The 12832-nt window shown below is 73.9% G+C and carries 13 protein-coding genes; 8 read left to right on the forward strand and 5 right to left on the reverse strand.

The window, feature by feature from the left end; all coding sequences use genetic code 11:
• The first annotated feature begins 64 nt into the window (after positions 1-64).
• Positions 65-514: a GNAT family N-acetyltransferase gene (locus V6U89_RS08505; protein ID WP_334570172.1), complete on the forward strand. Its 450-nt coding sequence runs from the start codon at positions 65-67 to the stop codon at positions 512-514.
• A 7-nt stretch (positions 515-521) separates the two neighbouring features.
• On the opposite strand, the gene V6U89_RS08510 is transcribed toward V6U89_RS08505, so the two are convergent.
• Both V6U89_RS08510 and V6U89_RS08515 read right to left on the reverse strand, forming a co-directional pair.
• Positions 522-1181, reverse strand: coding sequence for a DUF6766 family protein (locus tag V6U89_RS08510; protein WP_334570173.1), 660 nt, complete (start codon positions 1179-1181; stop codon positions 522-524).
• A 90-nt stretch (positions 1182-1271) separates the two neighbouring features.
• Complete coding sequence (locus tag V6U89_RS08515) at positions 1272-1754, reverse strand: DUF4383 domain-containing protein (RefSeq protein WP_334570174.1); 483 nt, start codon at positions 1752-1754, stop codon at positions 1272-1274.
• A gap of 196 nt (positions 1755-1950) precedes the next feature.
• Here V6U89_RS08515 and V6U89_RS08520 point away from each other — a divergent pair, with 196 nt between their 5' ends.
• Genes V6U89_RS08520 through V6U89_RS08530 form a run of 3 tightly spaced genes read left to right on the forward strand, consistent with a single transcriptional unit; the run spans position 1951 to position 4071 of the window.
• Positions 1951-2730: a hypothetical protein gene (locus tag V6U89_RS08520; RefSeq protein WP_334570175.1), complete on the forward strand. Its 780-nt coding sequence runs from the start codon at positions 1951-1953 to the stop codon at positions 2728-2730.
• Positions 2731-2761: 31 nt separating this feature from the next.
• Entirely contained in the window at positions 2762-3226 is a 465-nt protein-coding gene (locus V6U89_RS08525; RefSeq protein ID WP_334570177.1) for a phage holin family protein, read from the forward strand.
• A complete protein-coding gene (locus tag V6U89_RS08530; RefSeq protein WP_334570179.1) occupies positions 3223-4071 on the forward strand; it encodes a DUF3618 domain-containing protein in 849 nt (282 codons plus the stop codon). Before V6U89_RS08525 ends, V6U89_RS08530 begins: the two co-directional genes overlap by 4 nt.
• Before the next feature lie 103 nt (positions 4072-4174).
• On the opposite strand, the gene V6U89_RS08535 is transcribed toward V6U89_RS08530, so the two are convergent.
• Complete coding sequence (locus V6U89_RS08535) at positions 4175-6010, reverse strand: methyltransferase domain-containing protein (protein WP_334570181.1); 1836 nt, start codon at positions 6008-6010, stop codon at positions 4175-4177.
• 138 nt (positions 6011-6148) lie between these two features.
• Between V6U89_RS08535 and V6U89_RS08540 the strand changes: the two genes are divergently transcribed.
• Both V6U89_RS08540 and V6U89_RS08545 read left to right on the forward strand, forming a co-directional pair.
• The gene (locus tag V6U89_RS08540) at positions 6149-6790 is read left to right on the forward strand and encodes an SRPBCC family protein (protein ID WP_334570182.1); all 642 of its coding nucleotides are present in this window, start codon (positions 6149-6151) and stop codon (positions 6788-6790) included.
• Positions 6787-7965: a zinc-dependent alcohol dehydrogenase gene (locus tag V6U89_RS08545; protein WP_334570183.1), complete on the forward strand. Its 1179-nt coding sequence runs from the start codon at positions 6787-6789 to the stop codon at positions 7963-7965. Before V6U89_RS08540 ends, V6U89_RS08545 begins: the two co-directional genes overlap by 4 nt.
• A gap of 33 nt (positions 7966-7998) precedes the next feature.
• On the opposite strand, the gene V6U89_RS08550 is transcribed toward V6U89_RS08545, so the two are convergent.
• Positions 7999-9246, reverse strand: coding sequence for a cytochrome P450 (locus V6U89_RS08550; protein ID WP_334570184.1), 1248 nt, complete (start codon positions 9244-9246; stop codon positions 7999-8001).
• Between the two features lie 238 nt (positions 9247-9484).
• Between V6U89_RS08550 and V6U89_RS08555 the strand changes: the two genes are divergently transcribed.
• Positions 9485-9886 carry a hypothetical protein gene (locus tag V6U89_RS08555; RefSeq protein WP_179801371.1) on the forward strand — a complete coding sequence of 134 codons (402 nt, stop codon included), beginning with the start codon at positions 9485-9487 and terminating at the stop codon, positions 9884-9886.
• Positions 9887-9989: 103 nt separating this feature from the next.
• On the opposite strand, the gene V6U89_RS08560 is transcribed toward V6U89_RS08555, so the two are convergent.
• Positions 9990-10208, reverse strand: a complete 219-nt coding sequence (locus V6U89_RS08560; protein ID WP_067312494.1) for a DUF397 domain-containing protein — start codon at positions 10206-10208, stop codon at positions 9990-9992.
• A 66-nt stretch (positions 10209-10274) separates the two neighbouring features.
• Here V6U89_RS08560 and pepN point away from each other — a divergent pair, with 66 nt between their 5' ends.
• Positions 10275-12791: an aminopeptidase N gene (pepN, locus tag V6U89_RS08565; protein WP_334570188.1), complete on the forward strand. Its 2517-nt coding sequence runs from the start codon at positions 10275-10277 to the stop codon at positions 12789-12791.
• The last annotated feature ends 41 nt before the right edge of the window (positions 12792-12832 follow it).

The following is a 12832-nucleotide window of genomic DNA, read 5'->3' on the forward strand; positions in this document are numbered from 1 at the left end:
CATGTCCGTGTCCGGGTCGTTCGCCGGAAACCTCCGTGAAATCGACCCGGCATAGCGTGGTCGGATGCTGATCGAGTTCCGTCCTTCCACCGACCCGGAGATCGACGCCCTCGTCGTCGCTCAGCAGCGTGAGCTGCGGGAGGCCGACGGCGGACTGGACGGGCAGGTCACCGTCACGCACGACGACATCCGCTACCTCGCGGTGGTCGTCGACGGCCGGGCGGTGGCGTGCGGCGGGATCCAGTCGCTGGACGCCGCCACCGGGGAACTCAAGCGGATGTACGTCCGTCCCGCGTACCGGGGCAGGGGTATTGCCCGGCAGTTGCTGACCGCCCTGGAGGAGTTGGCCTTCCAGCGCGGTCACTCGGTGGTCTGCCTGGAGACCGGGGTGTACCTGCCGGCCGCGATCGGGCTCTACACCTCGTGCGGGTACGAGCCGATCCCGGTCTACGGCGAGTACGTCGACAACCCGTACAGCGTCTGCTTCGCCAAGCGGCTGCCGGTCGCCGCCTGAGGCGAGGTCAGGCGCCGGTCTGGGCGTGCTCCACGGTGACCGGCTTCGACTCCGGCGACGCGTGCTGGCGCAGGACGATGCTCAGCAGGATCAGCGCGCCGACGGCCAGGAACTCGCTCTGCCAGTTCTGCATCGACTGGAACCAGAAGTCGCTGGTGCCGAGGAACTGCCACGCGCTGATCGGCGCGGCGCCGCTCTGCAGCGCCTGCTCCTCGTTGTACTGGGCCACGCCGCCGAGCAGGTGGCCGACGAACGAGCCGGCGAAGATCAGCAGCAGGGCCAGCGAGAGGCTGTTGCGATAGACCACCAGCGGCAGGCCACCGACCCGGGCGGGCCAGGGTGAGTCCGGCCCGGCCCGACGCTCGTCGTCCTCCGGGCGGTCGGTCTGGCCCTCCGGCTTCGACTCGGCCGACCCCCGCTGCACCAGGTACGCGGTGAGCAGCACGTAGCCGCCCATCTGGAGGAACTCCGACTCCCAGTTCTCGAAGACGGACTCGGCGAAGTGCCCCGTGCCCAGGTACGCCAGCCAGCCGATCGGCTGGGCCCCGTACTCGGCCAGCTCCTCGTTGTGGGTCTGCCACCCGAAGACGCTCTGCAGCGACAGGAAGACCACGAAGGCGCCCAGCATGGTGATGCTCAGCGCGTTGTTCCTGATCCACCGCGGCATGGTGACCTCCTCGTCCGGTGCCTGACGCTTCGGTGCCCGGTTCCGACAAGGATCAAACTCGGACACGTCGGGCGCTCCGGGCGGCGGGCCTCAGGGGCGGTCGATCGGGTTGTCCAGCCGTCCGCCCGTGCCCGCGTCGTTGGAGAGCAGCAGCCCGAGGGCGAGCATGCCGAAGCCGAGCCCCAGGTGCAGCCAGTTGTCGGCGCCGTTGAGCGGGATGAAGTTGGCCATGGCGTCCCGGTCGAGCAGGAAGCCGTACAGCCAGAGCCCCAGGTAGGCGGCACCCCCGCCGGCCAGGAACAGCCGGGCGCCGCCCACCCGGCGGGCCATCACCAGCCCGAGCAGTCCGAAGAGCAGGTGCAGCAGGTTGTGCAGGATCGACACCTGGAACAGGCCGAGCAGCTTCGCCTGCGAGTGGTGACCGGCGAAGGCCAGGTCGTCGTACCCGGTGGTGACGCCCGGGACGAAGCCGAGCACGCCCAGCACCAGGAAGACCGCGGCCACCACGAGCGCGACCAGCTGGACGCGGGGTTTCGGCCCGGCCGTGCCACGCCCGCGCACGTCACGTGCCATCGATGTCACCTCCACGCAGCAGCTGCCGGTCGCAGCCGGACGTTCTCCGATTCTGTAGCCATCAGGACACGGACCGTAGAGAAATGGCGAATCAGGCATGGACCCGACGACCGGGGGTAGTCAAACTTTGCGCCGATGTGACGGTCGGCGATCCCCCGAGCGCAGAGCCGCACGAGTGCCGAGCGGAAGGAAAACCATGACTTACGATCTGTCATCCTCGTCCTCCACCTACGAGAGCGAGCACAGCAACGGCGGTGGCGTTCGCGACCAGGCCCGCCAGGTCGGCGCCGAGGCCGCCAACGCGGGTGGCGCGGTCGCGCAGACCGCCAAGGAGCAGGGTCGCGAGGTGGTCGACGAGACCAAGCGGCAGGCCCGCAACCTCTACGGCGAGGCCCGCAACCAGCTCGCCAGCCAGACCGGCGCGCAGCAGCGCCGGGCGGCCGGCGGGCTCCGCTCGCTGGCCGACGAGATGCGCTCGATGGCGCAGAACGGCGGCGCGGGCGGCCCGGTGACCGAGCTGGCCCACCAGGCGGCCGACCGGGTGCACGGCGTGGCCGGCTGGCTGGAGGAGCGCGAGCCGGGTGACCTGCTCAACGAGGTCAAGACCTACGCCCGCCGCAACCCGGGCACGTTCCTGGTCGGGGCCGCCCTGCTGGGTGTGCTCGCCGGCCGGCTGACCAAGGGCATCACCTCCGCCGGCGACGACCAGACCGGCCGCCAGGGCCTGTACGGCGGCGGCTACGCCGACCCGGACCGTACCGCGGTCATCCCGACGCCGCCCGTGCAGCGCGCGGAGCCGAACGGCGGCTACCTGGACCCGACGCCGGGCTACTCCGGCACGGCCTACCCGGACAACGGCGGCACCACCAGCTACGCCGACCCGGCGGGCGGCACCGGCCAGCCGCTGCCCCCGGTGACCCAGACCGACCCGCTGCCGGGCGTGCCGTCCAGCGGCACCGGCACCCCGCGTCCGTGAGCGTACGAGTCATCCGAAGGGAGGCGGCGGCATGAGCATGCCGACGCAGGGGTCCGGACTGGACTCCGGGTACCACCCCGCGGGTGCGCCGCACACCGCGGACGAGGTCAGGGGCAGTTCCCTCGGTGAGCTGATGCGTCAGGTCACCACCGACCTGTCCACCCTGATGCGGCAGGAGGTGGAGCTGGCCAAGGCCGAGATCCGCCAGGAAGGGAAGAAGGCGGGCAAGGCCGCCGGTCTCTTCGGCGGCGCCGGCTTCGGCGGCTACATGGTGGCGCTGTTCCTGTCCATCGCGCTGTGGCAGGCCCTGGACAACGTGATGGATTCCGGCCTGGCCGCGCTGATCGTCGCCGTGATCTGGGCGGTCGTCGCCGCCGTCCTCTACTCCATGGCCAAGAAGAACGCCGAGCGTATCCGTGGCCTCAAGCAGACCAACGACAGCGTGCAGCGCATCCCCGACGCGCTGAAGCCCCACCCGGAGGGAGTCACCCGATGAGCACCGATCCCGACCAGATCCGCCGGGAGATCGAGGCGACCCGCAACAGCCTGAGCTCCGACGTGGACGCCCTGGCGTACAAGGTCAGCCCCGGCCGCATCGTCGACGACCGTAAGCAGCGGGTGCGCAGCGCGCTGCAGAATGTGAGGGAAAAGGTTATGGGTAGCGCTTCCGACCTCGGCCACAGCACCGGCCACGCCGCCCACTCGGTCGGCGACCGTACCTCCTCGGCGGCCTCCACCGTCAGCGACAAGGCCCACTCCGCCGCCTCGACCGTCGGCGACAAGGCCCACTCCGCCGCCTCGACCGTCGGCGACAAGGCCCACTCCGCCGCCTCGACCGTCGGCGACAAGGCCCACTCCGCCGCCTCGACCGTCGGCGACAAGGCCCACTCCGCCGCCTCGACCGTCGGCGACAAGGCCCACTCCGCCGCCTCGACCGTCGGCGACAAGGCCCACTCGGCCGCCTCGACCGTCGGCGACGCCGCGCAGCGGGCGCCGCAGGTGATCCGGCAGAAGTCCGAGGGCAACCCGGTGGCCGCCGGCCTGATCGCCTTCGGCGTCGGCATGCTGGTGTCCTCGCTGATCCCGGCCACCCGCCGGGAGCAGGAGCTGGCCGCCCAGGTCAAGGAGAAGGCCACCGAGCACAGCGGGGTGGTGAAGGAGAAGCTGGGCGAGGTCGCCGGCGAGATCAAGGAGGAGCTGCGCGAGCCCGCGCAGCGGGCCACCGAGTCGGTGAAGTCCACCGCGCAGGACGCCGTCCACGCCGTCAAGGACGACAGCAAGTCGGCCGCCCAGGACGTCAAGGACCAGGCGCAGCAGTCCCGCGAACAGGTGCGGTACTGACCCGGGGCACCTACGTCGTACACCGCAGCTCGCGGCCACTCCCGGCTTCCGCCGGGACGTGGCCGCGAGTTGTGTGACGCCGCATCCGCGCGGGCGCCGGGGATCAGCGCCCGGCGAGGCGGCGGCGGAGGGTGTGTTCGAAGTGGGCGGCGCGGCGTACCCGGCGGTCGGCGTAGCGGACGCCGCCGCGCAGGACCCGCCGGGCCAGGGCGAGCCAGGCGCAGGTGCCGCGTTCCAGCAGCCACAGCGGGGCGGCCAGCGCGGTGGTCGGCGGGAAGACCGCGGCGCCACCGGCCCGCCGCCGACCGCGTTCGGCCAGGGCGACCGTCGCGGCGCCGGCCACGAGCAGGGCACCGGGCCGCCGGGCGGCCAGCGCGGCCAGCACGGCGGGCAGCACCGCCAGCGAGGTCAGCAGCCGCACCGGCTGGGCCAGGTCGTCGTACGCCTGGCGGACCCGCTGACCCCGGAAGTGCGCCGCGGTCGGTGGCAGCCGGCGTACGTAGAGCCCGGCCGGCGTCGCCTCGGTCCCGCCGTACGCCCGCACCGTGCGGATCAGCTCCAGGTTCTCGAAGAGCACGTCCGGGTCGTAGCCCCCCATCGCGCGGAACGTGCTCCGGCGCACCGCCAGGGTGCCCGGGTAGTCGGCGCCGAGCGCCCGGTTGAGCAGGGTGCGACCGGAGTCCCACCAGGCGTGCCAGGGCAGCGGGTCGAAGTAGTTCTGCGGCCGGACCAGGTCGGCGGTGTCGAGCAGCCGGTGCAGGGCGCGCAGCCCCGACTCGTCGTACCGGACGTCGTCGTCGGCGATCACCACGTGCTCGTGCCGGGCCATCGCGACGCCGGTGAGCACGCCGCGGACCTTGCCGTTGACCCCGCGTACCGCCGGGTCGGGGGCCACGTGCCGGAGGGCGCCGCGCCACGCGGCGGCGTGCCGGGCGAAGACCTCCGGCGGGGAGCCGTCCACCACGGTCACGTCGACCAGCGCGGCGATCGACCGCAGGTACCCGGTCAGCTCGGCCAGGCCGGCGTCGTCGGACCAGCGCAGCGGCAGGACGTACTCGACGGAAAGCCGATCGGCGCGGACGCCGCGCTGCGGCGCGCGGACCGCCGGCGGGTCCGGCCGCACCGGGCCGGCGGCCAGGGCCGACGGTTCGGGGGCGGCCACCGCCCGATCGGCGACCGGCCGGCGCCGGGCCGGGGCGCTCACGCCGGCTCCGGGCACCGGTACACGGACACGTGCTCCCGGCTGTCGTCCGAAGGGGCCGCCGGACCAGTCGACCCAGCGGTGTTCCCGGCTCATCCCGGCCAGGCGGGCCATCAGGTCCAGCTCGGCCGGCCAGGCGTAGCGGTGGTTGGCGGGCAGCAGCCGCACCCCGTCGTTGCCGAGTCGGATCTTGGTGGTGGTCATCCGCTGCTCGGCGGGGTGCAACCGGGCCGCCTCCAGCAGCACCGCGTCCTGCGCGACGTGCACCGGGCGCAGCGCCGTGCCGCCCCGGAACGCGCCGGGGTCGGGCACCCAGGCCTCCACCACGAACCGGCCCCCGGGGCGCAGGTGTGCGGCGGCGTTGCGGAAGCAGGCGACCTGGGCGTCCTGGTCGGGCAGCGCGAAGATCGTGTTGAACGCGAGCAGCACCAGGGCGAACTGGCCGGGAACGCGGGTCCGGGTGAAGTCGCCGATGGACACCTCGATCCGCTCGCCGCCCGGCTTGGCCCGCAGCCGGGCCGCCATCTCTGCCGACCCGTCGATCCCGGCGACGGTGAGCCCCCGGTCGCGCAGCGGCAGGGCCAGCCGGCCGGTGCCGATGCCGAACTCGCAGACCGGGCCGCCGTCGGCGAGCGCCGCCAGTCGGTCCACGGCCGCCTCGGGGGAGAGGTGGGCGAACGCCAGGTCGTAGACGTCCGCGGGGATGTGCCGGCCGTACTCGCTCGCGTCGAAGGGCAATGCTGCCTCCCGGAAACGGTGTTCGCCGACGGCATGCCCGGAACCCGACGGATCAAACGGGGCGTTTCGACGCGTTCACGTCGGGTAGCGCACGGGGATGCGGGCGCCATCTCCGGGCGCTCGGGCGGAGGAGACGTGATGACCAGCAACGGAACGAGGTGGGCGCTGCTCGGCGCCACCACGGCGACCGCGGTGGGGGTCGGCCGGCTGGTGGCCCGCCGGCGCCGCCGGCACCAGCCGGACCGGCAGGGCGGCTGGTACGTGGTACGCCGGGGGATCACCGTGGACCGGCCGATGGACGCCGTCATCGGCTTCTGGACCGACCGGGAACGACTGGACCGGGCCCTGGCCGAGTGGGCCACCCTCGAACAGCTCGACGAGAACCGGTGGCGCTGCGTGGCCAGCGACCCCGCCGGTGGCGGCACCGAATGGCGGGCCGAGATCAGCGTCGACGGTCCGGGCCGGCTCAGCTGGCGGGTCACCGAGGGCCCGGTGCCGCAGCAGGGACACGTGGACCTGGCTCCCGCGCCGCAGGACCGGGGCACCGAGATCCGGGCCGAGCTGCGCTACCGCGCCGGCGGCCCGCTGGGCCGGCTGCTGGGTCTGGCCCGGGGCGACGAACCCGACCTGGCGCTGCGCGACGCGCTGCGGCGGATCAAGTCGCTGATCGAGGCCGGTCAGGTGATCGACACCCGGCGCGACCCCTCGGGGCGCAGCCCCGCCCAGGAGGCCGCGACCGACCAGGTCCGTGAGCGGCTGACGACGGGAGGACGGGCGTGAGGGCGCTGTGCTGGGAAGGGGTCGGCAAGCTGGCGGTCCGGGACGTGCCCGAGCCGCGCGTCCGGGCCGAGGGGGACATCATCGTCAAGGTCCGGGCCAGCAGCGTCTGCGGCTCCGACCTGCACCTGATCAACGGCTTCCTGCCGGCGATGCGGGAGGGCGACATCCTCGGCCACGAGTTCATGGGCGAGGTGGTGGAGACCGGGCCGGGCGTGCGCCGGCTGCGCGTCGGCGACCGGGTGGTGGTCGGCTCCGTGGTGGCCTGCGGCGGCTGCTGGTACTGCCGCACCGAGCAGTTCTCGCTCTGCGACAACTCCAACCCGCAGCCGGTCGTGCCGGAGAAGCTGTGGGGCCACTCGCCGGCCGGCATCCTCGGCTACTCGCACGCCGCCGGCGGCTACTCCGGCAGCCACGCCGAGTACATCCGGGTGCCGTTCGGTGACATCGGCGCGTTCAAGGTCCCCGACGGGGTGCCCGACGACGCCGTGGTCTTCGCCTCCGACGCCATGCCCACCGGCTGGATGGCGGCCGACTTCTGCGGGCTCTCCGGCGGCGAGGTGGTGGCGGTCTGGGGCGCCGGCGGGGTGGGCCAGATGGCCGCCCGCGCCGCCCAGCTGCTCGGCGCCGGGCGGGTCATCGTCATCGACCGGCTGCCCGAGCGGCTCGCCACGGCCGCCGACCGGCTCGGGGTGGAGACGATCAACTACGCCGAGACCGACGTGCTGGAGGCGCTGCGGGAGATGACCGCCGGCCGGGGCCCGGACGCCTGCATCGAGGCGGTCGGCATGGAGGCGCACGACGTCGGCCCGGCGTACGCCTACGACAAGGCCAAGCAGAGCGCCCGGCTGAGCACCGACCGGCCCACCTCTGTCCGCCAGGCGATCATGGCCTGCCGCAAGGGCGGCACGGTGAGCATCGTCGGCGTCTACGGCGGGCTGGTCGACAAGTTCCCCCTCGGCGCGGCGATGAACAAGGCCCTGGTGCTGCGGATGGGGCAGATGCACGCCCAGCGCTACATCCCGATGCTGCTGGACCGCCTCGCCGCCGGCGAGATCGATCCCGGCTACCTGGCCACCCACCCGATGTCGCTGGAGGAGGGCGTGCGCGGCTACGAGATCTTCGAGAAGAAGCAGGACGCCTGCCTGCGCAGCGTCCTGCACCCGGCGATGGCCTGACCGACGCGCGCGTGCGTCGCGCCGGGCCGGGGCTCAGCCGGTGCGGCGCACGTCGTCGATGACGAAGCCGCTGGGCGGCAGGGTCGGCATCCGGCCCAGGTTCACTGCCAGGTTCTGCGGTGGCACCTCGTACCGCATGGCGGTGGTCAGCAGGGTGACCGCGCGCTTCATCAGCTCGATGGTGATCCACTCGCCGGCGCAGCGGTGCCCGCCCAGGTGGTCGCCGCCGCCCTGCGGCACGAAACCGTACGGGTCGTCGCGCCAGCCGGCGAAGCGTTCCGGGCGGAAGCGTTCCGGCTCCGGCCAGAGGTCCGGGTGGTGGTTCGTGCCGTACAGGTCGAGCAGCACCCGCCGGCCGCGCGGGAAGTGGTGGCCCTGCCAGTCGAAGGAGCGCCGGACCCGGGCGGCGGCCACCGGGAAGAACGGGTAGTAGCGGCGGACCTCCTGCACGAAGCACTCGGTGGCCTCGTCACCGGCCCGGACCCGCTCCCGCCAGGCCGGATGGTCGTGCAGGGCCAGGGCGGCGAAGACCACGTACCGGTCGATGGCGACGGTCGGGCGCAGCACGTTGAGCAGTTCCACCGCGGCGACCCGGCGGGGCAGCAGCCGGCCCTGGGCGTCCCGGTGCTCGGCGATCGCCCGCAGCGCGCTGCCCTCCGGCGCGGGCAGCGTGCCGACCCGGGCCCGCTCCACCACGTCGCCGGCCCACCGTTCGCCCCGGCGGCGGCCGAGCAGCCCACGCCAGTGCCGGCGCCCGAGCGCCGCCGGCGCGTCGATCATCGCGTGCAGCTGGTCGGTGTGCCGGGCCACCTCGCTGCTGGCCAGCGGGACGCCGGCCCAGGCGCAGACCGCCCGGGTCAGCATCCGGGCGACCTCGTCGTAGAGGACGACCGGGCCGGACCGCTCCCAGACCGGGATGCGGGCGGCCCACTCGTCGGCGAAAAGCTGCCCGAGCTGTCGTACCGCGCTCGGCGTCGAGATTGACAGCAACATGCGCTTGCGGTCGGTGTGCGCCGAGTCGTCCAGCCCCTGCACGCCGCCCCGGCCGGTCAGCGTCCGCTGACCCCGCATGGGCATCGCGCCGTCGCGCTGGAACCGCTCGGGATCGTAGAAGAGCACCGCCGCCGGCCGGCCGCGCAGGCAGATCGTCCGTTCCAGCAGCAGCCGGGTCTGGAAGACGTCGCTGCCGTAGCGGTCGCAGCGGGAGCCGATGAACCGATATCCCTCGCGCAGGAACGCCAGGGTCGCCTCCGGGCTGCGGTCGACGGGGGTGGTGACCATCGGACTCTCCTGACGCAGGTGACGGCGGCCGGCCGTACTGGTCGACCGGATGGCGTTACCCAGGTCGCGGCCACTGAATCCCCTCCCGACCGGCGCCGTGGCGGTCGGGAGGGGCGCCCGGGGGGTGTGGGCCAGTCGAGGAGCCGTCCGCTGGCCCCTCCCAGGACGCCGGAAACCTGGTTTCCTCGTCTCCGGGCCGGCCACGAATGTGCGGTCGGCGTGACGACGGGGAGGGTCGATGCGGGACAACAGGCCGCCGTACTGGCGGCAGCGGCGGGTGGTCGAGGCGTTCGGGAGCGGCCGGTCCGGCGGAGCCGACGGCCCACCGCTGATCACCGCCGCCCGGCGGGCACCCCGGCCGCCCCGGCGCTTCACCGCTCACCTCGGCTTCGAGGCGGACGGGCCGGAGCAGGCGCGCGACCTGGCCGTCGCGTACGCCGAGGCGTTGAGCCTGCTCCGCCCGGAGCTGGTGCTCGGCGCGGCAGCCCTGTCACCGGCCGACGCCTGGCACCGGGCCGAGCGGCTCTTCTGCGGCGCGCCGGGGCCGGACGGCGAGCGCTGCGCCGACGTGGCCGGCCATCCCGGCTTCCACCACGCCGCCGGCCCCGGTGGCCTGGGCTGGGGCGAGGGTGACGGGTGAAGCGCGGCGGGCCGGCGGCCGGCGGTGTCCCGATGGCGGAAGACACCGCCGGGCCGCCGACCCGACGTCGGGCCGGGCGCGCCCGGCCCCCGGCGCGGGGCGCTCAGTCCAGGTCGAACTCGCCGTCCTGCGCGCCCGCGACGAAGGCGTCCCACTCGGCCTGGGTGAAGACCAGCACCGGCCCGTCCGGCTCGGCGGAGTTGCGCATGCCGATCAGGTCGTCGACGAAGGCCACCTCGACCGCGCTGTCGGAGGTGTCGCCCTCGGCTCGCTGCCAGACCGCCCGGGACAGGTCGAAATCGCCCTTGGGGTGCTGACCCATTGTTCGTCCTCCATCACCACGCGTCATGGGGAGCCCGTCCGGTTCCCCGTCGGGCAGGATAAGCGGATGCCGAGCCTGACCCGTGTAGAGGCGACCGCGCGTCGCGCGCTGATCACCGTCGAGTCCTACGAGGTGGACCTCGACCTGACCGGCGGCGGCGAGCGGTTCCGCTCCACCGCCACCATCCGGTTCCGGGCCACCCCCGGAGCCGACACCTTCGTCGAGGTCAAACCCGCCCGACTGCTCGGGGTACGCCTCAACGACCGGGACCTCGACCCGGATTCGCTGGTCGACAACCGGCTGCCGCTGACCGGGCTGGCCGGGGAGAACACGCTGACGGTCACCGCCGAGATGGCGTACTCGAACACCGGCGAGGGGATGCACCGCTTCGTCGACCCGGCCGACGGTGAGACCTACCTCTACGCGATGTCCTTCCTGGACGACGTGCAGCGGCTCTTCGCCGCCTTCGACCAGCCCGACCTGAAGGCGCCGGTGACCCTGTCGGTCACCGCGCCGCCGGAGTGGACGGTGGCCGCCAACGGGCAGCTCGCCGCCAACCCCGAACCGGGGCGCTGGGAGTTCGCCCCGACCGCGCCGCTGGCCACGTACTTCGTCTCGCTGATCGCCGGCCCCTGGCACGTGCGCCGGGCCGAGCACGACGGCATCCCGCTCGGTGTCTACTGCCGGCGTTCCCTGGCCGAGCACCTGGACGCCGACATCGACGAGATCCTGACCGTCACCCGGCAGTGCTTCGACCGCTTCCACCAGCTCTTCGCCGAGCGCTACCCGTTCGCCAAGTACGACCAGGCGTTCGTGCCGGAGTTCAACGCCGGCGCGATGGAGAACCCCGGTCTGGTCACCCTCCGGGACGACTACGTCTTCCGGTCGGCGGTCACCGACACCCAGCGCGAGCTGCGGGCCACCACCATCGCCCACGAGATGGCGCACATGTGGTTCGGCGACCTGGTGACCATGCGGTGGTGGGACGACCTGTGGCTGAACGAGTCGTTCGCGGAGTACCTCGGCACCCGGGTGACCGCCGAGGCGACCCGCTTCGACCAGGCCTGGACGACCTTCGCGATGCGCCGCAAGGCCTGGGGATACACCGCCGACCAGCGTCCCTCCACCCACCCGGTGGCCCCGGAGGAGGTCCGCGACGCCGCCCAGGGCCTGCTCAACTTCGACGGCATCTCGTACGCCAAGGGCGCCAGTGTGCTGCGGCAACTGGTCGCCTGGCTCGGCGACGAGGCCTTCCTGGCCGGCCTGAACGCCCACTTCGCCGCCCACCGGTTCGGCAACGCCACCCTGGCCGACCTGCTGGCCAGCCTCAGCTCGGCCAGCGGCCGGGACCTCACCGACTGGTCGCAGCGCTGGCTGCGCCGCCCCCAGGTCAACATGCTGCGGATGGAGACGGCGGTGGACGCCGACGGCCGCTGGGTCGACGCCGCCCTGGTGCAGACCGCCCCGGACGCCCACCCCGTGCTGCGCCCGCACCGGGTCGGCGTGGGCCGGTACGCCCCGGACGGCACGGTGCGCCGCCTCGAGGTGGACCTCGACCCGGACACCGACAAGGGGCGCACCGAGCTGACCGCGCTGATCGGCGAGCCGGCCACCGGCCTGCTGCTGCCCAACGACGGCGACCTGACCTTCGCCAAGATCCGTCTCGACGCCGCCTCCGCCGACACGGTGCCGATGGTGCTGCCGGGGCTGGCCGACCCGCTCGCCCGGGCGCTGCTCTGGGGTGAGGCGCTGGACGCCGCCCGGGACGGCGAGCGCCCGGTCGCCGCCGTGGTCGCGCTGATCGCCGCGGCGCTGCCCGCCGAGACCGAGGTGATCATCGCCGAGGACGTGCTCACGCTGAGCCGGGGCCTGATCGACCGCTACCTCGACCCGCTGGCCCGCGAGGCCGCGCTGCTGCGGGTCGCCGGGGCGTGCGCCGCGCTGCTCGCCGGGGCGCCGGCCGGCGGCTCGTTGCAGCTCGCCGCCGCGCGGGGCCTGATCGCCGCCAGCACCGACACCGGGCTGCTCGCCGGCTGGCTGGCCGGCGACGGGGTGCCGGACGGGCTGGCGGTGGACACCGACCTGCGCTGGTCGGTGCTGCTGCGGCTGGTGGTGCTGGGTGCGGCGGGCGAGCCGGAGATCGCCGCGCAGGCGGCCGCCGACCACAGCGCCACCGGGGCGGAACGGGCCGCGTGCTGCCGGGCGGCGCTGCCGGACGCCGAGGCCAAGCGGGTCGCCTGGGAGATCGTGACCAGCAGCACCGAACTGTCCAACCGGCTGGTCGAGGCGACCGCCGAGGGCTTCTGGCAGCCCGAGCAGGCCGAGCTGACCGCGCCCTACGTCGAGCGGTACTTCGCCGACATGCCGGCGGCCGCGCGGCTGCGTACCGCCTGGACGGCCGACCGGGTGACCACCCTGGCGTTCCCCCGGTACGCCGTGGCGCAACCCACCCGGGAGCTGGCCGCGGCGCTGCTGGCCCGCGACGACCTGACGCCCGGCCTGCGCCGCTGGGTCACCGACCTGGACGACGACCTGCGCCGCGCGCTGGTCGCCCGGACGGCGGTGGCCGCCGCGTCGGCCTGAGTCGGGCCGGAGGTTGGGACGGTCCGGCGGCCCCGACGGGC

Source organism: Micromonospora sp. CPCC 206171, assembly GCF_036906755.1.
GTDB lineage: Bacteria > Actinomycetota > Actinomycetes > Mycobacteriales > Micromonosporaceae > Micromonospora > Micromonospora purpureochromogenes.